Origin of the sequence: Acidovorax sp. LjRoot38 (genome assembly GCF_964252975.1) — a bacterium.
In the GTDB taxonomy this organism is placed as follows: domain Bacteria; phylum Pseudomonadota; class Gammaproteobacteria; order Burkholderiales; family Burkholderiaceae_C; genus Acidovorax; species Acidovorax facilis.
Genome location: NZ_CAXUPT020000004.1, coordinates 294,898 through 313,981, shown reverse-complemented (window position 1 = coordinate 313,981; position 19,084 = coordinate 294,898). Strand labels below are relative to the sequence as shown.

Here is a 19,084-nt window from a genome sequence, read left to right as displayed (position 1 = left end):
TGCACTGGGCTTGGCAGCGATCCACTCAGTAGCATTTCAGTCAGGAGAAGCCGAGCGCCGCGATGTCCACCACGTCCATCTGCCCGGGCTCCAGAAAGTCCCGCGCGTAGCGCAGGTACACCCCCTCACGCACAAACACCTCGAACAGGTCCGGGTCGATGTGCCCGTTGTCGCGCATCCTGCACATGATGGCAATCGCATCTGACAAGGTCATACCGTTCTTGTAGGGCCGATCAGCCGCTGTCAGCGCCTCGAAGATGTCGGCAATGCCCATCATGCGGGCCTGCAGCGACATCTGGTCACGTGTAAGGCCGCGCGGGTAGCCCTTGCCGTCCATGCGTTCGTGGTGGCCGCCCGCATACTCCGGCACGTTCTTGAGGTGCCGTGGCCAGGGCAGCGTCTCCAGCATCTTGATGGTGGCAACGATGTGGTAATTGATGGTGTCGCGCTCGGTCTGGTTCAGGGTGCCGGATCGGATGGTGAGGTTCTCCACCTCCTCGGCCGTAAGGAAGCTTGTCTGCACCCCCTGTGGGTTGCGCCAGTGCCGCATGGCGGCGATGTCACGCACGCGCTGCTGGTCCTCGGGGCGCATGGCCTCGGTGCCGGTATTGCAGCGGCGCAGAAACTCGCGGTCTTCTTCCAGTGCGTGAATTTCGTGCTGCAGGGCTTGCAGCTCCTGCCCCTCGGCACGCGCATCCACCACCGGGCGCAGCGCCAGTTGGCGGCGCAGTGCGGCCAGCTCGGCATCGCGCTTCAAGACTTCAAACCGCGTGTCCACCAGCCCAATGCGGTCGTACAGGGTCTGCAGCTTGGTGGCCTTGTCCACCACGTGCACGGGCGTGGTGATCTTGCCGCAGTCGTGCAGCAGGCCGGCCATCTTGAGTTCGTAGCGGTCCCGGTCACTCATGCGAAAGCCCGCCAGCGGCCCCTGGTTGGTGGCATTCACCGCCTCGGCCAGCATCATGGTGAGGGCGGGCACACGCTGGCAATGGCCACCGGTGTAGGGCGACTTTTCGTCAATGGCCAGGTTGATCAGGTTCACGAACGACTCGAACAGGCGCTCCAGCTGCGTGATGAGCAAGCGGTTGGTGAGGGCAATGGCAGCCTGCGAGGCCAGCGACTCGGCCAGGCCCTGGTCGGCCTCGGAGAACGTGGTGACCTCGCCGGTCTCCCAGTGCCTCGCGTTGATGAGCTGCAGCACGCCGATCAGTTCGTGGTCGTGGTTCTTCATCGGCACGGTCAGAAACGATTGCGAGCGGTACCCCGTGCGCGCATCGAAACTGCGGGTGCCTGAAAAATCAAACCCCTCGGCACTGTACGCGTCGGCAATGTTCACCGTGCGGTCGTGGATGGCGGCATACGCGGCCACCAGCGAATCGTTGGGGCTGCCATCTGCGTTGCGCAGCGGCAGGTGCGGAAAATCAATGGGTTTGCCCGTGGTGCCCCCCAGGCGAATGTCCAGCGAGTCGGTGCGCAGTATCTCGAACTTGAGCGACTGCCCGTCCTCGGTCACGCTGTAGAGCGTTCCGCCGTCCGCGCCCGTGATGGCCTTGGCAGCCTCCAGAATGTTCTCCAGCAGGCGGTCGATGTTGCGCTCGCGGGAGAGCGCAGCCCCAATACCGTTGAGCTGCTCCAGGCGGCGAAACAGGTTGAGGGAGGGTTCTTGGGCCATAAAACACCTCGGGCGCATGTTGGAGACGCTTGCATCGTAACGAAAAGTGACCGCTATCATCACCCCTTCTTTTCCGCTCTCTCCCCCATTTCGTGGACTCGGTCACACCTCGCTTTCTCACTGTTGCGCTTTACCAGTTTGTCGATCTGCCCGACTGCGCCACGCTGCGCGCGCCCCTGCAGACACTGTGCGACGAGCGCGGCGTGCGCGGCATGCTGCTGCTGGCGCCCGAGGGCATCAACGGCACCATTGCGGGTGCACCCGCCGATGTGTTGGCCGTGCTCACCTGGCTGCGCAGCTATGCCCGCTTTGCGAACCTGCAGCACAAAGAAGCCCCCACCGACCGCCAACCGTTCTACCGCATGCGCGTGCGCCTCAAGCGCGAGATCGTCACCCTGGGAGTGCCGGGCCTGAACCCCGCGCGCAACGCGGGCACCTATGTGAAGCCCGAGGACTGGAACGCACTCATCGACGACCCCAGCGTGGTGGTGGTGGACACGCGCAACGACTACGAAGTGGGCATTGGAACGTTTGAACGCGCCATCAACCCCCACACCAAGAGCTTTGCCGAGTTCCCGGCCTGGGTGGCGCAGCAGTCGCAGCCCGGCGGCGTGCTGGCGGGTAACCCGCGCGTGGCCATGTTCTGCACGGGCGGCATACGGTGCGAGAAATCCACCGCCTACCTCAAATCGCAGGGCTTTGACGAGGTGTACCACTTGGAAGGCGGCATCCTCAAATACCTGGAAACCGTGCCCGAAGAAGACAGCCTGTGGCATGGCGACTGCTTCGTGTTTGACGAACGTGTGTCGGTGGGCCACGGCCTGGCTCCGGGGCACCACCAACTGTGCCGCTCTTGCCGCATGCCACTGGGCGAGGCCGAGCTGCAGTCGCCGCATTACGTGCGCGGCGTGAGCTGCCCGTATTGCCACGGCACGCGCACACCCGAGCAGGAACGCGCGCTGGCAGAGCGGCAACGCCAGATGGACCTGGCGGATCAGCGCGGGCAAGCGCATATCGGCGCGCGGCAACCGGGCAACCGAGCGCGATTCAGCTCCAGCGACGACAAAAATGATCGCGAGGACGACTCCGCGTGAGCGCTGCCCTGCCCGTCCTCTATTCCTTTCGTCGCTGCCCCTACGCCATGCGCGCCCGGCTGGCGCTGGCTGTCAGTGGCCAGGCCTGCGAACTGCGCGAGGTGGTGTTGCGCAACAAGCCACAGGGCCTGCTGCACGCCTCCCCCAAGGGCACTGTGCCCGTGCTGGTGCTGCCGAGTGGCCAGGTGCTGGAGCAGAGCCTGGAGATCATGCTGTGGGCGCTGGTGCAGCACGACCCCGAGGGCTGGCTCATCCCCAGCCACGGCAATCTGCAGGACATGCTGGCGCTAATTGCCGAATGCGATGGCCCGTTCAAGCAGGCGCTGGACCGGTGCAAATATCCCAGCCGCTACCCCGATGCCGACATCGGCGCAGAACGCGCCCGCGCCGTGGCCTGGCTGGGGGGGCTGGAGGCGCGTCTCTGGCCGGACCAGCCCTATCTGTTCGGCACCCATGCGGCCCTGGCCGATATGGCGATTGCGCCTTTTGTACGGCAGTTTGCAGGCATTGATGCCGATTGGTGGGCCGCACAGCCCTGGCCCCGCCTGCAAGCCTGGCTGGCGCAGTGGCAGGCCAGCGATCTTTTGGCCAGCGTGATGCACAAGCTACCCGCATGGGTGGATGGGACAGAGGGTGTGCTGTTTGCGCGTCCGGCAAAGAGGCTCGCGCCTGGGGCCGCCACCGCACGGCCAGACTCCGAAGGACGCTGACATGGTGGGGTCTGTTCTCGTCGGCATGCTGTGTGCTCACCTGCTGTGCTTCGCGGTGATGTTTTTGCTCATCAGCAAGCGCTTGCAGGGCAAGAAGATGGGCATGGATTTTTTTGCCATGGGCAACTTGCTGCTGGGGCTTGCCTATGTGCTGCAGTTGGTGGAAGGCGGCCCGGCCTGGAGCATGATGAGCGTGGTCAACCACACCCTCACCCTGGCGGCCCCGATCACCTATGGCCTCGGGGTCATGCGGTTCTTTGGATTTCCCGCGCCGCTGTGGCGGCCGCTGGCGGCATTTGTGCTCGCCTACTCCGCCGCACAGGCACTGATTCAGTGGAGCTTGGGGCCGGTCGCCCGCTACGCCATGCTGTCCGGGATGTCTGCGCTGCTGTTCCTGGTCATGACGCTCGCGGCACTCTATGGTGTTCGCACATTCGCCAAGCACCTGTACCGCGAAATGGCATTTTTCGCGCTCCTGATCAGTGGCATCTGCATTCTGAACGCAATCAAGTTCATAAGGCTACTCCAGGGCGGACTGGAAGTGCTGCACATGGACAGCAGCTTTCAGATGGTGTTCTACATCTATATGTCGTCCCTGGCGACGGTGGTGCCACCCTTCATGATTTGGCTGGTGTTCCGGCGCCTGACCGATGATCTGAGCCAGATGGCGGCGCGCGATCCCATGACGCAACTGCTCAATCGCCGGGGGCTTTCAGAAGCGCTGGAGCAACACTTCAACCTCCACAACGTCGCGCCCGCTTACTTGCTGCTGCTGGACGTGGACCACTTCAAACGCATCAACGACACCTACGGACACCAGGCTGGCGACACCGTGCTGCGCCATGTTGCAGATGTGCTGCGCACCACCGTGCGCCGAGGCGACCTGACGGGCCGCATAGGAGGAGAAGAGTTTGTGGCTGTCTGCCTCGACAGTGATGATGTCGGCGTCGTGCAGTTGGCAGAACGACTGCGCGCAGCGGTCGAAGAACAGGCCATTCACGTGAGCGGCCACGACAAACCGCTGCACTGCACCGTCACCATTGGTGTGTCACCCCGGTTCGCCAACGGCCACGCCTTGGAGAAGGCCCTGCGGGCTGCCGATGTCGCGCTTTACCAGGGCAAGGCAGCTGGGCGCAACCGGATCGAGAAGGCCCATGCATTCGCTGATATCGCACCATTGCCAGGCGCTGGCGCCTCTGCGACTACCTGATCGAATGCTCCCGAAACCTGGATTCTCAGCGTGAAGACCTGCCATGCCAACGCAAAAAAAATGACGCTCACAAGGAGCGCCTTTTTTTCTGATGCAAGTTACGGGCTACGACAAGCGAGCCGACCCCGGCGCATCAAGCCATCGAGTAACCGGAACCCCGACGATTGCCGCTGGTGAACCCGCGCACCAACAGCGCCAGCAGCACCACCGCAAACCCCACAAAACACACAAACGACCAGTTGGCTATCGAGCCACCCAGGAACGTCCAGTCAATCGCAGCGCAGTCACCGGAGCCCCGGAAGATCATGGGGATAGCGCGGCTGATGGGATAGTTTTCGATCATGCCGTAGAAGTCGCGGCCGCAGGTGGCGACTTCGGGTGGGTACCACTGCAGCCAGCTCTGGCGGGCCGCCACGAAGGCGCCGAAGCCGGATGCGATCAGGGCCAGCGCGCCCCAGCCCATCCACCAGCCTTTTGAGCCCCTAGCGCTTGCCAGACCTGTGAAGATTGCTACACCAATGAGAGCATAGCGCTGCACGATGCACATGGGACAAGGCTCCAGGCCCACCACATGCTGCAAGTACATGCCAAAAGCCAGCATCGCCACACAAGCCACGCTGATCAGTGCCAGCACGCGGCGCGGGGCCTGATCGATCCAGTTCAACACCATCATTCTTATCCCTCATCCAATAGCCATTGCAAACGGTGCCGCCTCCGAAACGGGCGCGGCCCATGCCAGTACACCCGTGGATCTGGCTCCGCCAGTCCACCGGGTGCGCCCCCTCAGGGGGAAGACGCGCAGCGGCTCAGGGGGAGTCAGATTCCAGCGGCGTGATCCAAGAACACGCGGGCACGGCGCGGTGTCACCACCAGCGTTTCACCCTCCTTGAAACCCATTTCCTTGAACTGCTGCGCAGGGATCTGCGCTTCGATCAAGTGGTCTGGGGACGCATTGTCCGCTGGTTTGTGGTCGTCGGAGGGAATAAGTTCCAGCCGCGCAATCGGGCCCACCACAATGGCGCGGCTCAGTTGGGCCACGATGCCGCGCGGGCGACCTTGGGCGTCGAGCCCGGCGCCGGGCGAATAGCGCTCCACATCCAGGTCGTGCGGCCGCACATAGGCAAAGGCCTTGGCGTTTTGCGCCTGGCTGTGTTCGGGCGAGTCGATCTGCATGCCGTCGAGGTGCACCAGGCCTTCATGGGCGCGGCCGTGGAACAGGTTCACATCACCCAAAAAGCCATACACAAACGGGCTGGCTGGCTGGTCCCATACCTGCTGGGGCGAGCCGCTTTGCTCAATGCGGCCTTGGTTGATCACCACCACGCGGTCGGCCACTTCCAGCGCTTCTTCCTGGTCATGGGTCACGAAGATCGAGGTGACATGCAGTTCGTCGTGCAGGCGGCGCAGCCAGCGGCGCAGTTCCTTGCGCACCTTGGCGTCCAGGGCTCCGAAGGGCTCGTCGAGCAGCAGCACCTTGGGCTCCACCGCCAGGGCACGGGCCAGGGCGATGCGCTGGCGCTGGCCGCCGGACAGCTGCGAGGGATAGCGCTCGGCCAACCAGTCGAGCTGCACGAGCTTGAGCAGGTCAGTCACCTTTTGCTTGATCTGCGCCTCGCTCGGTCGCTCACTGCGGGGCTTGACGCGCAGGCCGAAGGCCACGTTCTCGAACACCGTCATGTGGCGAAACAGCGCGTAGTGCTGGAACACGAAGCCCACGTTGCGCTCGCGCACGTGCACATCGGTGGTGTCTTCGCCGCTGAAATGGATGGTGCCCACATCGGCCGTCTCCAGGCCCGCGATGATGCGCAGCAGCGTGGTCTTGCCGCAGCCCGAGGGGCCCAGCAGCGCGATGAGTTCGCCCGACGCGATATCGAGGCTCACATCGCGCAGCGCCTGGAAGTCGCCGAATTGCTTGCTGACGTTACGGATTTCAATGCTCATGGTCTTCTTCCTTCAGCGGGCGGTTGGCAAAGGCGCGGGCCGCTCGGGGGGCAATTCGGCAGCCGCCTTCAGCGCCTGCTCGTTGCGGTGCTCTGCAATGGTCTTGATCACCAGGGTGACGAGCGCCAGCAGCGCCAGCAGCGAGGCCGCCGCAAACGCAGCCACCGACTGGTATTCGTTGTAGAGAATCTCGACGTGCAGCGGGATGGTGTTGGTCTGCCCACGGATGTGGCCCGACACCACGGATACCGCGCCAAACTCGCCCATGGCCCGCGCATTGCACAGGATCACGCCGTACAGCAGGCCCCACTTGATGTTGGGCAGCGTCACGTACCAGAAGGTCTGCCAGCCGGTGGCGCCCAGCACGATGGCGGCCTGCTCCTCGTCGTTGCCCTGCGCCTGCATCAGCGGGATCAGCTCACGCGCGATGAACGGGAAGGTCACAAATACGGTGGCCAGCACGATGCCCGGCACGGCAAAGATGATCTTGATGTCGTGTGCCTGCAGCCAGGGGCCAAACCAGCCCTGTGCGCCGAACATCAGCACATAGATCAGGCCCGCCACCACGGGCGACACCGAGAACGGCAGGTCCACCAACGTGGTCAAGAACGCCTTGCCCTTGAACTCGTACTTGGCAATGCACCAGGCCGCTGCCACGCCAAACACCAGGTTCAGCGGCACCGCAATCAGCGCGGTGATGAGTGTGAGCTTGATGGCCGACCAGGCGTCGGGTTCACGCAGGCCGTCGAGGTACGCGCCAAAGCCTTTGCGCAGCGCCTCGGCGAACACGGCGGCCAGCGGCAACACCAGGAACAGCAGCATGAAGGCGAGCGCGACAGCAATCAGGGTGTAGCGCACCCACGGCGATTCGGTCGTGCCCGCTTGGGCGCGGCGTATGGTTCGGGAGTTGTTGCCGCTCATGCTGGAGCCCCCGCATAGCGACGCTGCCATGCCTGTAGTGCGTTGATGACCAAGAGCAGGATGAACGAGATCACGAGCATCACCACGGCCACGGCCGTGGCGCCTGCGTAGTCGTACTGCTCCAGCTTGCCGATGATGATCAGCGGCGTGATCTCCGACACCATGGGCATGTTGCCCGCGATGAAGATGACCGAACCGTACTCCCCCACCGCCCGCGCAAATGCCATGGCAAAGCCAGTGAGCAGTGCAGGGGTGATGGAGGGCAGGATGACCTTGGTGAAGGTTTGCAGGCGCGTGGCACCCAGGCAGGTGGCGGCTTCTTCCAGCTCCTTCTCGGCATCTTCGAGCACGGGCTGCACGGTGCGCACCACAAACGGCAGGCCGATGAAAATCAGCGCAATCACGATACCCGCAGGCTTGAACGCGAGCTGAATGCCCATGGGCTCCAGAATCTGCCCGACCCAGCCATTGCCCGCGAGCAAGGCGGTCAGCGAGATGCCGGCCACGGCGGTGGGCAGCGCAAACGGCAGGTCTACCAGCGCGTCCACAATCTTCTTACCCGGAAACTTGTAGCGCACCAGCACCCAGGCGATCAGCAGGCCGAACACCAGGTTGACCAGCGCCGCAAGGAATGAAGCCCCGAAGGTGAGCCGGTACGAAGCCATCACGCGGGGCGCACTGATGGCCGCCCAGAACTGCTCCCAGGTCAGCGTGAAGGTCTTGAAGATCAGTGCCGACAACGGGATCAGCACGATGATGCTCAGATAGAAAAGCGTGTAGCCCAGAGTCAGTCCGAAGCCGGGCAGCACGCGTTTGGGCGCGCGCCGTCCGGCCGGGGCTGCGGCCACTGCAGTCGCGGTGGTCATAAGTGAGGAGGTAGAAACGAAACGCGCTGGCTTACTTGGCGCCGGGCGTGTAGAGCTTGTCGAACTGGCCGCCATCATTGAAGTGCACCTTCTGCGCTTCGGTCAGCGAGCCGAAATACTTGGCCACCGTGAACTGCTTGAGCGGCTTGAACGTGTCGGCGTACTTCTTGAGCACGGTTTCCGAGCGGGGACGAATCGCATGCTTGGCCGCGATCTCCTGCGCTTCGTCAGAGTACAGGTAGTCCAGGTAGGCCTTGGCCAGCTGGGCGGTGCCTTTCTTGGCCACGGTGCGCTCCACCACGGCCACGGGGTTCTCGGCCACCACGCTCACCGACGGGTAGATCGCATCGACCTTGCCGGCGCCGAATTCGCGGTCGATGGAGACCACCTCGGATTCGAACGTGATCAGCACATCGCCCTGGTTGCGTTGCAGGAAGGTGGCCGTGGCGTCACGTCCACCCTTGGCCAGGATGGGCACGTTCTTGTAGAGCTTGCCCACAAACTCGGCGGCCTGCGCCTCGGTGCCACCCTTTTCACGCACGGCGCCCCAGGCAGCCAGATAGGCATAACGGCCGTTGCCGCCGGTCTTGGGGTTCACCACGATCACCTGCACGCCGGGCTTGATGAGGTCTTCCCAGTCCTTGATGCCTTTGGGGTTGCCGTTGCGCACCAGGAACAGCATGGTCGAGGTGGTGGGCGATGCATCGTGCGGAAACTTCTTGGCCCAGTCCTTGGCCACCACGCCGCTGTCGGCGAGGAACTGCACGTCGGTGGTGGTGTTCATGGTCACCACGTCGGCGGCCAGGCCGTCGTTCACGGCACGCGCCTGGGCGCTGGAGCCGGCGTGCGACTGGTCGATCTTCACGTCCTGGCCAGTGGTCTTCTTGTAGTGCGCGGCAAAGGCGGCGTTGTAGTCCTTGTAGAACTCGCGGGCCACGTCATACGAGACGTTCAACAGGGAATTCTGTGCGGCAGCCATGCCGCTGGCGGCCAGGGCCAGGGAGGCAAGAAGGGTCTTGAGTTTCAAAGAAGTCATGGTGGTGTCGCCCAAAAAATACTGGAGATGACGCATTGTGCGGAGGCGCCCTTAAAACTCAAAAGAATATATTCTTGTTAATTAATCGTATATTGGTATATGGATTTTTCATCGACCGCCGCAGGTCGATTGCATGCCTGCCCGGGTAGCCACCCCGTACGCGGCGCTTCAAGCCAAATAAGCCGCTAGCGCTTTAATATCAAGCGCTAATAGCTATAAAAATTATAGCAATCAGGCCGCTGCAGACGTTACGTGTGTTGGGCGGCAGGCTGCTGCGGCACGGCGTGGTCGCCTTCCAGCGATTGCAGCAATGCCCAGCCCAGGGGCCATTCGCCATGGCCCGAGTCGATGTTGATGTGCCCGGCGTTTTGCATGCGCACGAACTCGCTGCCCCAGGCCCGGGCATAGGCACCCGCCAGCCGGATGGGGCAAAAAGGGTCGTTGCTGCTGGCCACCACAATGCTGCGGTAGGGCAGCGCGGCGTAGGGCACGGGCGCAAAGTCGCTCAGGATGGCGCGGCGCTCCGGGTCTGCCGGGGCCACCAGCAGCGCGCCGCACACCCGGGACGCGGCCTCGGAGCCCATATGAGAGGTAGCGATGCAGCCCAGGCTGTGCGCCACGATCACCACGGGGTTCGCCGCGGCCAACACGGTCTTTTCCAGTTGCCCCACCCAGGCCGTCCGGGTGGGCGTGATCCAGTCGTCCTGCACCACGCGGCGCGCATTGGGCAGGCGCTCGGCCCACAGGCTTTGCCAGTGTCCGGGGCCAGAGTCGCGCCAGCCGGGGACGATGATGATGGAGATGGTAGAGGTCACAGCATCGGCATTCTGCGAGCCGCGCTTTAAAACCCAAACGACTTAATTTTTGTTATTTAATCGCCAAAACATCTAAAAAAAGCCTCAGTTCCTGCCCAGACAAACAAGCATTGACTATCGAGTAAATAAGTTAAACCAAACGGTTTAATTTGCAACCAATCAGTACAATGTAACTAAAAGCAAACATCTTGTCGTGGTCTGCCCCTCCAACGGGGACGCCTGGCGGTTTGTATGGGCAACGTCGCCCCAAGACATCTTCAAGAGGCTCCTTCAATGCACACATGGAAAATCAGCCAGCGCCTGATGGCGGGCTTCGGCCTGGTCATCGTGGCTTTGCTCGGCATGTCGGTCTACAGCGTGCTTATTGCACGGGGCATCGATGGCGCATTGACCGCCAATGCCACGCAAAACGCTGTCATCCAGCGCACTGCCATCAACTTCCGGGGTTCGGCCCACGACCGCTCCATCGCGGTGCGGGATGTGGTGCTGGCGCCCAACGACGAGGCGCGCAAAAAAGATATTGAATCCATCGCGCGGCTGGCCGACTTTTATGCCCAGTCCGCCACGCAACTCGACAACGTGCTGAAAACCGCAAAAGAGGTCCCACCCGAAGTGGGCCCCATGGTGCAAGCGCTCAAGGACATCGAAGCACGCACGGTGGCCACCACCAGCAAGGTGGTTGCACTGATGCAGGCTGGCGACCGCGCGGGCGCCGAAGCCCTGCTCTGGGCCGAGGCCAAACCGCAGTACGAGCAATGGCTGGCCGCAGCCAACAGGCTCATCGACTACGAGGAAGGCCGCATCATCAAGAACAGCCAGACGGCCAACCAGGACGCCAGCCAGTTCACCGGCGTGATGCTGTCCATCACCCTGCTGGCCGTGCTGATCAGCGTGGCGGTGACAGTGCTGGTATCGCGCAGCATTGGCCGCGAGCTGGGGGCAGAGCCCAGCGAAGTGCGCGCCGTGGTGCAGGCCATCCAGCAAGGCAATCTGACGGCGCACGTGCAGGTCAAGGCGGGCGACACCGGCAGCGTGATGGTGGCCGTGCGCGACATGCAACAGCGCTTTCATGAACTGGTCTCGGCCGTGCGCGACAACATTGCGCAGCTGCGCACCACCAGCGATGACATCAGCAGTGGCAACCAGAACCTGGGCCACCGCACCGAACAAGCCGCCAGCAGCCTGGAGCAAACCGCCGCCAGCATGGAAGAGCTGACCGCCACCGTGCGCCAGAGCGCCGACTCGGCCCGCCAGGCCAACCAACTGGCCACCACCGCCGCCAGCACCGCCACCAAGGGCGGCGAGGTGATGCAGCAGGTGGTGAGCACCATGCAGGACATCCACCACAGCAGCCAGAAGATCGCCGACATCATCGGCGTGATCGACGGCATTGCGTTCCAGACCAACATCCTGGCGCTGAACGCTGCCGTGGAAGCAGCCCGCGCGGGCGAGCAGGGGCGGGGCTTTGCGGTGGTGGCCACCGAGGTGCGCAGCCTGGCGCAGCGCAGCGCCGAGGCCGCCAAGGAGATCAAGGCGCTGATCCAGTCCAGCGTCGAAAAAGTGGACTCGGGCACCCAGCTTGTGGCCAATGCCGGTGACACCATGAACGAGATCGTGCAAGGCGTGCAGCGCGTGAACGGCATCATCGGCGAGATCAGCACCGCCGCTGCCGAGCAGAGCGACGGCATCTCGCAGGTCAACGTGGCCGTGACCCAGCTGGACCAGATGACGCAGCAAAACGGCGCGCTGGTGGGTGAAAGCACCGCTGCCGCAGAGAACCTGCGCCAGCAGGCCCAGCGCCTGGCAGAGCTGGTGGCCGTGTTCCAGGTCAGCGGCAGCGCTGCAGCAGGCATGGGCACACGCGCCACAGCGAGTCACCGGGGCAATGCCCTGCCCACCACCAGCGTGCGACGCCTCGCTCACTGAGACCGCAGTGCGAACGGTAGGCCCGCAAGCTTGGGTGCGATGCGGTGCTGAAAACTATTTTTGATTTTTTTCGGCACCTCTCAACCCCATTGACCCACCCCGTTCGTTTCATGCAGCACCACCACATTTTTTTGATGGAGCTGCTATGAAACCCCGTTCGCTCACCCTGCCCGCCCTCGCCGCCCTGACGGCATTGCTGGGCCTGGCCCACCCTCCTGCCCAGGCCATTGGCCGCCTGGCTGATGTCACCATCGTGGACCGTGACACCGGCGCCACGCTGCCGGTGCACTACGCCCGGAGCGAATACTGGGTGGCAGGGCGACCCGGGGCGCGGTATGCCATCACGGTGCGCAACCGGCTGGGAGAGCGGGTGTTGGCCGTGCCTTCGGTGGACGGCGTGAATGTGCTCAGCGGCGAGACTGCGGCCTGGGACCAGCGCGGCTATGTATTCTCTCCTTATGAGCGTTACCAGATCACCGGCTGGCGCAAGAGCGACAGCCAGGTGGCGGCCTTCGAGTTTTCCCACATTGCCAACTCGTATGCCGCCCGCACGGGCCGCCCGGCGCATGTGGGCGTGATTGGCGTGGCCCTGTTCCGCGAACAGCCGCCGGTGCCCCAGCCTGCCCCCGCCATCACCCCCGAGCCCTACAGCCAGCGCCGTGACAACGGCCACGGCCTCGGGCGCCTGCGGGAGGAACCCGCGTCACCCGCTGCCGCTGCACCGGCGGCCCCTGAGCCATCGGCCGAATCCTCTGCCCGCTCGCAATCTGCCGACAGTGTGGCCAAGGCCGCCCCCATGCCGTCGGCCAAGCTGGGCACGGCGCACGGCCAGCGCGAGACATCGGTCGTCACCCACACCAGCTTCACGCGCCTGCAGGAGCAGCCCAATGAAATCATCAGCATCCGCTACGACAGCCGCGAGAACCTGGTGGCCAGCGGCATCATCCGCGAACGGCCGGCGCGCATGCCGGTGCCCCGTGCATTCCCGCAATCGGACAACCTGTCCTATGTGCCGGACCCGAATTGACTGGGCCCGGGATAGCGGACCGGCCATGCGCAGCCGTCCCGCGCGCAGGTGAACGGGCGCCTCGCACAGTGCGCGGCGGCCGACTGCCCCTGATCCGACCCAGCCATTCCGCTCGTTTCACTCAGCACCAATAACATCGCCAAAGGGCCGCTATGAAAACCGGTTCCCCCACACTCCCTGCCCTCATCCATACCACCGTCACCGCGCTGGCCGTACTGCTCGCGCTGACCAGCTTGCACGCCCAGGCCATCGGCCGCCTGGCCCAAGTCACTATCGTCAACCCCGATACAGGCGCCAGGCTGCCGATGTACTACGCCAAGGGCCAATACTGGGTCGCTGGCCGACCTGGGGCCCAGTATGCGGTCACATTGCACAATCGCAGCGGCGATAGGGTGAATGTCGTGCTAATGGTGGATGGCGTCGACGTACTCACCGGTCAGACCGATGAGTTCACCGGTCAGAACGACGGGTGGAGACGGAGCGGCTATGTGTTCTTGCCCCATGCGCGCGATCGAATAGCCGGCTGGTACAAATCCATCGGCACGTTGCCTTACTTCGAGTTCGCAAACGTTGCAAACTCCCACGCCGACCTCACTGCGCGCTCAACCAAGGTGGGCCTGATCCAGATTGCATTGTTCCGCCAGCGGATCATCGACCCCGTTGCACAGGTGAGGCCTGAACCGTCCGGCCAACGCCGCAACAAAGTTAGCAACGAAGACCGTCTGAGCGAGGAAGCCCCGCACGGGCAGCGCCAGACCCCAGTTGTGTCGCACCTCCTCGAAGAGGTCATCAGCATCCGTTACGACAGCCGCAACAACCTGATTGCAAAAGGCGTGATCCGAAAGCGGCGTGCGCACCCGCCGGTACCGCAAACCGTGCCGCAATCGGACAACGTGTCTTACGTACCAGACCCGAGGTAGGCCCTGAATGCAACCCCAGCGGATCTGCCCGCGAGCGCATGAGTCCCTCCCATAATGCGCGGGTGCCATCCACCCCATTCCCCGCCACCATGGAGGACTCCGACGAAGCGCTGATGTTGCGCTACGCCGCAGGAGAACTGGGCGCGTTCGATGTACTGTATGGGCGGCACGAACTGGCGGTGTGGCGGTTTGTGTTTCGCAGCGTCAAGGTGCAGGCCGTGGCCGATGACCTGCTGCAGGACGTGTGGTTTGCCGTGGCGCGCAATGCTGCCCGCTACGAGGTGAAAGCCAAGTTCCGCACCTGGCTGTTCACCCTGGCGCACCACCGGCTGGTGGACCACCTGCGCACCGCCAGGCACCACACCAGCCTGGATGCGAGCGACGACGATGCGCGCAGGCTGGCCGACACACTGGTGGCCGACTCGGGCTTTGGGCCCGTGCGGCAACTACAGTCGCGCGAACAGGCGGCCGCGCTGATTGCGGCGGTGGAACAGTTGCCGCTGGAGCAGCGCGAGGCCTTCCTGCTGCAGGCCGAAGGCGACCTGGGCGTGCAGGAGATTGCCGAGGCCACCGGCGTGAATTTCGAAACCGCCAAGAGCCGCCTGCGCTACGCGCGGGCCAGCCTGCGCCAGCACCTCAAGGAGTTTGTATGAACCTGCAGGACGACGAGCTGGTCCGGCGCTACCACGAAGCCAGCGCGCAGGAAGGCGCCCGCCCCGGCGCGCATGTGCGCGAGGCCGTGCGCGCGCACGCACAGATGGTGGCGGCCGCCCACACTGCAGGCCCCGCTCCAACGCCTGAAGCCCCCGCCGCCAACCAGGCACGCTGGAAGATCTCGGCCCTGGCCACCGTGGCCGTGGTGGGCCTGACCGGTTTGCTGATGCTGCAGTTCGAACGCGGCACGCCCGAGGAGCGGGACACCGCATTCAGCCACCGCCGGGCCGAGGTGCCCGCACCTGCAGCCCAAACCGCCCCAGCCCCCGCGCCCTCGGCCGCCCCCGCACCCAAGCCCCTGCCAGAGGCCCTCTCCCCGCCTCCGTCGGCCACATTGCCAGCCCCCCCCGACAGCGCACAGGAGCAGGAGCGCGCCCGCAACACCACCAGCCCGGCCACCGGGGCCGTGGCCCCCAAGTCCACCACGGCACCTTCGCCTCTGCACGCACCGCCCCCCGCGCAGCCCTTAGCCAAGACCGCGCCAGCACCAACCCCGGCACCGACTCCAGCACCTGCCACGGCTGTGGCCCCCGCCCCCGCGTCTGCCTCCACAGCAGCCGCAGAAACTGAAACCCTGCACGCCCCCCGCGCAGCCGGAGCCATGTCTGGGTTCCCCGCATCGCCCTCCCCGGTCGCCGCCCCCAACGCCGAGAGCCGCGAGCACGCGGCAACAGCTCCCACAAAACAGCCCCCCCCACCAGCCGCGCCCGAGCCCCAGGCAGCGGCCGCTGCTGCAGCCCCGGCCGCCCGCAGCCCGCTGGCCGACTCTGTGGCCCGCGACAGCAACGGAGCAGCCACCGCCTCCATGCAAAAACGCCTCGGGGCATCGTTGCCAGGCAACGTGTGGGACGCTGCCCGTGCGGGCAACCCCCAGCAGATAGAAAGCCTCGTCCGCCAGGGAACGCCTGTGGACGCCCGCGACAACGAGGGCAGAACCGCCTTGATGCTGGCAGCGATGAACGGCCACACCACCACCGCCCAGAAGCTCCTGGCCCTGGGCGCCAACCCCCGGCTGGTGGACCGCGAGGGCCTGAATGCGGCGCAGTGGGCTGCGCAGCGGGCGCATACGCGCCTGGCCGAGTTGCTGGAGGCGGTGCGCTGAGGGCGGCGGAGATGGACTCAGCCCGAACGGTCTTCTGATTGATCAGCCGCGCATCGGCATCAGAACCGCACGGCCTCAAACGCCGGATGCAGCGCGTCGATCCAGTGGTCCAGCTCGTCCTGCGTTACGTGCAGGTGGTCCATGCAGGCCTGCCCATGCTGCTGCCATTCGCGCGTGGGCGGCAGGTTGTCATGCTGGTTGACCAGAAACTCGGCCAGCAGGCCCAGGGCCACCAAGTGGCGTACGGTAGGGTCAAACCGCTCGTCATCGAGGCAGGCAAAGTCGTGGTGCAGCCAGATGGCTTGCGCTACGTCGCCTGGCAGGTGCCAGGTGCGCGCGACGATGGCGCCCATCACGGCGTGGTCGGTGCGGTGGCTGGCGTTTTCGGTCTGGGTGAAGGTGCGGTCCTTGCGCGCCAGGGCCTCGGTCACGGTGCCAGCATAGCCGCGCACCGCCTTCACCAACACCGGCATGCCCACATGGCAGAACAGACCGAAGCTGTAGCCCAGGCCCGGGTCAAAGCTGTAGAGCTGGTGGCCGATGTGTTCGCAGGCGATGGCGCGGCGCTGCGAGCTTTCCCAGAAATGCTCCAGCAGCGGCGACCGCACCTGCAGCGCGTTGCGCGTGATGAAGGCCGATAGCAACTGCACCGCTGGCTGCAGCCCCAACACCGTGAGCGCCATGCCCACGGTCTGCACCGGCTGGGCCAGGCCATACAGCGGGCTGTTGGCCAGCCGCATGACGGCAGCGGCCAGGGCCACGTCGGAGGACGCCAATTGTTCCAGGGCCGCCGAATCCAGCTCGGGCTCGGCCATGATCTGCTGCAGGCGCAGCAACGATTCGGGGCACGGCGGAACCACGATGGCCCGCACGGCGGGGTGCACACGGGCCTGCCGGATGTCTTGGTCGATGGGGTGTGGAGCAGTCACAAAAAATCCCCGGGCCGCCGCGTGTGCTGAACACAGGGACGGGGGCAGCCCGCACAGTTGCAATTCGTTGCATTGTGGGGCCAAAAAGCGTGCCGCCCATTGAACCCGTGTACAAGCGCAGTCTTTGCGCTCAGCAACTCAGATATTCGCGCCGTCGAGCCCCTGCAGGGCCTGCCGCGTGCTCAGGCTGCTGCGCCCGGGCATGGCCTCGCCCAGGTAGTCCAGAAACCGCCGCACGGCGGGCGACAGCCCCCGGCGCGAGGGGAACACCGCATGCACGATGGCGGGCGCGGGCGCCCAGTCAGGCAGCACCCGCACCAGCTTGCGCTCGCGCATTTCTTCCTGGCACATGTAGTCGGGCATCCAGCACACGCCGGTGCCCGCCACAGCGGCGTATTTGAGCGTAAGCAGGTCATCGGCCACATAGCGCGGCGTGTGCTGCACCATCTGGTGCACGCCGCCAGGGCCGATGAGGTTCCAGATGGACCGGCCCTCGGGTGCCGACATGGCAATGCTGTCAAGCTTGGCCAGATCGTCCAGCGTCTTTGGCGTGCCCTGGCGGATCAGCAGCTCGGGGCTGGCCACCAGGATCTGCGTGGTGTGGTCCAGCCGCTTGACGACCATGCTGCCGCTGTCGTCCACCGAGGGGCGCACGCGCAGCGCCACGTCGATGCCCTCCTCCACCAGGTTCACCGCACGGTTGCTCACCAGCATGTCGATACGCACCTCGGGGTACTGGGCGAGAAACCGGGGCATCAGCTCGGCCACCACGGTCTGCGCGAGCGTCACCGGGCAACTCACGCGGATGGTGCCGCGCGGTGTGGTCTGCACCTGGGCCACAGTGTCGGCCGCAGCCTGGGCCGACTCGCGCATGGCCTGGCAATGGCGCAAGTAGGCCTCGCCCACTTCGGTCAGTGACAGCTTGCGGGTGGTGCGCTGCAGCAGACGCACACCCAGCTGCGCCTCCAGGTCGGACACGCGCCGCGAAAGGCGCGACTTGGGGATGCCGAGGGCGCGGCCCGCAGCGGCAAAGCCACCGCGCTCCACCACTTCGGCGAAATACAGCATGTCATTGAGGTCTTGCATGGTGGAAGTGCGGGTTGTAGCCACGCGCGATTCATTCGATGGATGGAACAATCTATCTCAAATTAACCACCTTATCAACAAACGGATGAACAACCACAATTCATCCCATGGCCACACGCTGTGGCTCCATCCACAGAACCCCAAGGAGTTTTTCATGCAACTGCTTCACGTCGATTCCGCCATCACCGGTGCCAACTCCGTTTCGCGACAGCTCACGGCACAGATCGTGGCCGCCTACAAAGCCAGCCATCCAGCCACCGAGGTGACCTACCTCGATCTGGTAGCCAACACCCCCGCACACTTCACCATGGACGCAATGACTCCGCGCACTGGCCAGACCGAAGGCTTGAGCGAAGCGCAAAAGCGCGAGAACGCGGTGTCCGAGCAACTGGTCAGCCAGTTTCTGGCAGCCGACGTGGTGGTGATTGGCGCACCGCTGTACAACTTCAGCATTCCCACCCAGCTCAAGGCTTGGATCGACCGGCTTGCCCAACCCGGCCGCACGTTCCAGTACACCGCCAACGGGCCCGAAGGCCTGGCCAAAGGCAAGACTGTGATCGTGGCCTCCACCCGGGGCGGCGTGTATTCCACCAGCGAAGGCGGCCAGGCCATGGAGCACCAGGAGAGCTACCTGAAGGTGGTGTTCGGCTTCTTCGGCATCACCGACGTGCGGTTTGTGCGCGCTGAAGGCGTGGCCATGGGCCCTGATGCCAAGGCCGCAGCCCTGGCTTCCGCCGAAGTGGAAATCACCAACCACACCGGCGCCGCAGCCAACCAGGCCAGCGTAGCGCAAGCGGCCTGAACGGCAACTGCAGGGCCCTGGGGACCCTCTGCACGAATCACCGCACCGTGTGCATCTGCGGACTCGGGTGGTCTGCGGTGTTGCAAAACCTCGCAATAGCTACAGCTATTGCCGCGTTTTGCGCCTGGCAGCCCCTCCCGATCCGCAGCGCACACTTACCGCTCGATTCGTGCAGAGGATCCCTAGTGTCCTGAGTTGGAAATTCATTTCATCAACGAACTTCCAACTCAGGACACCAGGCCTCGCCAACATTGACAAACCCGGCTCCCTGCCGAGTTTTGTTTTTATGCTGAAAAGTGACTCCAGCGCTTAT

At 64.4% G+C, this 19,084-nt stretch carries 18 protein-coding genes; 9 read left to right on the top strand and 9 right to left on the bottom strand.

All coding sequences use genetic code 11. The features are described 5' to 3' along the window. Positions 1–40: 40 nt before the first annotated feature. Entirely contained in the window at positions 41–1,672 is a 1,632-nt protein-coding gene (locus ACSQ22_RS09200; protein WP_436130122.1) for an HD domain-containing phosphohydrolase, read from the bottom strand. A 92-nt stretch (positions 1,673–1,764) separates the two neighbouring features. Here ACSQ22_RS09200 and trhO point away from each other — a divergent pair, with 92 nt between their 5' ends. From trhO to ACSQ22_RS09185, 3 genes are read left to right on the top strand one after another with little or no spacing between them, the layout of a single operon-like run. After that, positions 1,765–2,766, top strand: coding sequence for an oxygen-dependent tRNA uridine(34) hydroxylase TrhO (gene trhO / locus ACSQ22_RS09195; protein WP_436130121.1), 1,002 nt, complete (start codon positions 1,765–1,767; stop codon positions 2,764–2,766). Between the two features lie 47 nt (positions 2,767–2,813). Continuing rightward, positions 2,814–3,476: a glutathione S-transferase gene (locus tag ACSQ22_RS09190; RefSeq protein ID WP_431153088.1), complete on the top strand. Its 663-nt coding sequence runs from the start codon at positions 2,814–2,816 to the stop codon at positions 3,474–3,476. Position 3,477: 1 nt separating this feature from the next. Further along, positions 3,478–4,686 carry a GGDEF domain-containing protein gene (locus tag ACSQ22_RS09185; RefSeq protein WP_228895948.1) on the top strand — a complete coding sequence of 403 codons (1,209 nt, stop codon included), beginning with the start codon at positions 3,478–3,480 and terminating at the stop codon, positions 4,684–4,686. Positions 4,687–4,819: 133 nt separating this feature from the next. Here ACSQ22_RS09185 and ACSQ22_RS09180 read toward each other — a convergent pair whose 3' ends face one another. The 6 genes from ACSQ22_RS09180 to ACSQ22_RS09155 all read right to left on the bottom strand — a co-directional run bounded on the left by ACSQ22_RS09180 (position 4,820) and on the right by ACSQ22_RS09155 (position 10,265). Continuing rightward, a complete protein-coding gene (locus ACSQ22_RS09180) occupies positions 4,820–5,356 on the bottom strand; it encodes a disulfide bond formation protein B (protein WP_199731376.1) in 537 nt (178 codons plus the stop codon). Positions 5,357–5,502: 146 nt separating this feature from the next. Next, a complete protein-coding gene (locus tag ACSQ22_RS09175) occupies positions 5,503–6,627 on the bottom strand; it encodes a sulfate/molybdate ABC transporter ATP-binding protein (RefSeq protein WP_228895010.1) in 1,125 nt (374 codons plus the stop codon). Between the two features lie 12 nt (positions 6,628–6,639). Continuing rightward, a complete protein-coding gene (cysW, locus tag ACSQ22_RS09170) occupies positions 6,640–7,548 on the bottom strand; it encodes a sulfate ABC transporter permease subunit CysW (RefSeq protein ID WP_431153087.1) in 909 nt (302 codons plus the stop codon). Further along, complete coding sequence (cysT, locus tag ACSQ22_RS09165; protein ID WP_436130120.1) at positions 7,545–8,414, bottom strand: sulfate ABC transporter permease subunit CysT; 870 nt, start codon at positions 8,412–8,414, stop codon at positions 7,545–7,547. The genes cysW and cysT overlap by 4 nt, the downstream gene beginning before the upstream one ends. Before the next feature lie 31 nt (positions 8,415–8,445). Then, positions 8,446–9,450 carry a sulfate ABC transporter substrate-binding protein gene (locus tag ACSQ22_RS09160; RefSeq protein WP_029413810.1) on the bottom strand — a complete coding sequence of 335 codons (1,005 nt, stop codon included), beginning with the start codon at positions 9,448–9,450 and terminating at the stop codon, positions 8,446–8,448. A 248-nt stretch (positions 9,451–9,698) separates the two neighbouring features. Next, positions 9,699–10,265 carry an RBBP9/YdeN family alpha/beta hydrolase gene (locus ACSQ22_RS09155; RefSeq protein WP_436130119.1) on the bottom strand — a complete coding sequence of 189 codons (567 nt, stop codon included), beginning with the start codon at positions 10,263–10,265 and terminating at the stop codon, positions 9,699–9,701. Between the two features lie 273 nt (positions 10,266–10,538). Between ACSQ22_RS09155 and ACSQ22_RS09150 the strand changes: the two genes are divergently transcribed. The 5 genes from ACSQ22_RS09150 (at position 10,539) to ACSQ22_RS09130 (ending at position 15,954) form a co-directional block, all read left to right on the top strand. Continuing rightward, entirely contained in the window at positions 10,539–12,191 is a 1,653-nt protein-coding gene (locus ACSQ22_RS09150; RefSeq protein ID WP_436130118.1) for a methyl-accepting chemotaxis protein, read from the top strand. A gap of 145 nt (positions 12,192–12,336) precedes the next feature. Next, entirely contained in the window at positions 12,337–13,218 is an 882-nt protein-coding gene (locus ACSQ22_RS09145) for a hypothetical protein (RefSeq protein ID WP_436130117.1), read from the top strand. Between the two features lie 152 nt (positions 13,219–13,370). Next, entirely contained in the window at positions 13,371–14,138 is a 768-nt protein-coding gene (locus ACSQ22_RS09140) for a hypothetical protein (protein ID WP_436130116.1), read from the top strand. A 38-nt stretch (positions 14,139–14,176) separates the two neighbouring features. Continuing rightward, positions 14,177–14,791: a sigma-70 family RNA polymerase sigma factor gene (locus ACSQ22_RS09135; protein ID WP_436130115.1), complete on the top strand. Its 615-nt coding sequence runs from the start codon at positions 14,177–14,179 to the stop codon at positions 14,789–14,791. Next, positions 14,788–15,954 (top strand): ankyrin repeat domain-containing protein, encoded by a 1,167-nt coding sequence (locus ACSQ22_RS09130; protein ID WP_436130114.1) that lies wholly within the window; start codon positions 14,788–14,790, stop codon positions 15,952–15,954. The genes ACSQ22_RS09135 and ACSQ22_RS09130 overlap by 4 nt, the downstream gene beginning before the upstream one ends. Positions 15,955–16,013: 59 nt before the next feature. On the opposite strand, the gene ACSQ22_RS09125 is transcribed toward ACSQ22_RS09130, so the two are convergent. Continuing rightward, positions 16,014–16,883, bottom strand: a complete 870-nt coding sequence (locus tag ACSQ22_RS09125; protein ID WP_055397514.1) for an HDOD domain-containing protein — start codon at positions 16,881–16,883, stop codon at positions 16,014–16,016. 138 nt (positions 16,884–17,021) lie between these two features. Continuing rightward, entirely contained in the window at positions 17,022–17,969 is a 948-nt protein-coding gene (locus tag ACSQ22_RS09120; RefSeq protein ID WP_055397516.1) for a LysR family transcriptional regulator, read from the bottom strand. 154 nt (positions 17,970–18,123) lie between these two features. Between ACSQ22_RS09120 and ACSQ22_RS09115 the strand changes: the two genes are divergently transcribed. Continuing rightward, complete coding sequence (locus ACSQ22_RS09115) at positions 18,124–18,771, top strand: FMN-dependent NADH-azoreductase (RefSeq protein WP_121419901.1); 648 nt, start codon at positions 18,124–18,126, stop codon at positions 18,769–18,771. Positions 18,772–19,084: the final 313 nt, after the last annotated feature.

Coding starts and splice junctions, on each gene's coding strand:
- ACSQ22_RS09145 (WP_436130117.1), top strand. CDS start 12,337: ATGAAACCCCGTTCGCTCACCCTGCCCGCCCTCGCCGCCCTGACGGCA.
- cysT (WP_436130120.1), bottom strand. CDS start 8,414: ATGACCACCGCGACTGCAGTGGCCGCAGCCCCGGCCGGACGGCGCGCG.
- ACSQ22_RS09115 (WP_121419901.1), top strand. CDS start 18,124: ATGCAACTGCTTCACGTCGATTCCGCCATCACCGGTGCCAACTCCGTT.
- ACSQ22_RS09200 (WP_436130122.1), bottom strand. CDS start 1,672: ATGGCCCAAGAACCCTCCCTCAACCTGTTTCGCCGCCTGGAGCAGCTC.
- ACSQ22_RS09180 (WP_199731376.1), bottom strand. CDS start 5,356: ATGGTGTTGAACTGGATCGATCAGGCCCCGCGCCGCGTGCTGGCACTG.
- ACSQ22_RS09190 (WP_431153088.1), top strand. CDS start 2,814: ATGCGCGCCCGGCTGGCGCTGGCTGTCAGTGGCCAGGCCTGCGAACTG.
- ACSQ22_RS09120 (WP_055397516.1), bottom strand. CDS start 17,969: ATGCAAGACCTCAATGACATGCTGTATTTCGCCGAAGTGGTGGAGCGC.
- ACSQ22_RS09150 (WP_436130118.1), top strand. CDS start 10,539: ATGCACACATGGAAAATCAGCCAGCGCCTGATGGCGGGCTTCGGCCTG.
- ACSQ22_RS09185 (WP_228895948.1), top strand. CDS start 3,478: ATGGTGGGGTCTGTTCTCGTCGGCATGCTGTGTGCTCACCTGCTGTGC.
- ACSQ22_RS09140 (WP_436130116.1), top strand. CDS start 13,371: ATGAAAACCGGTTCCCCCACACTCCCTGCCCTCATCCATACCACCGTC.
- ACSQ22_RS09135 (WP_436130115.1), top strand. CDS start 14,177: ATGAGTCCCTCCCATAATGCGCGGGTGCCATCCACCCCATTCCCCGCC.
- cysW (WP_431153087.1), bottom strand. CDS start 7,548: ATGAGCGGCAACAACTCCCGAACCATACGCCGCGCCCAAGCGGGCACG.
- ACSQ22_RS09160 (WP_029413810.1), bottom strand. CDS start 9,450: ATGACTTCTTTGAAACTCAAGACCCTTCTTGCCTCCCTGGCCCTGGCC.
- ACSQ22_RS09130 (WP_436130114.1), top strand. CDS start 14,788: ATGAACCTGCAGGACGACGAGCTGGTCCGGCGCTACCACGAAGCCAGC.
- ACSQ22_RS09175 (WP_228895010.1), bottom strand. CDS start 6,627: ATGAGCATTGAAATCCGTAACGTCAGCAAGCAATTCGGCGACTTCCAG.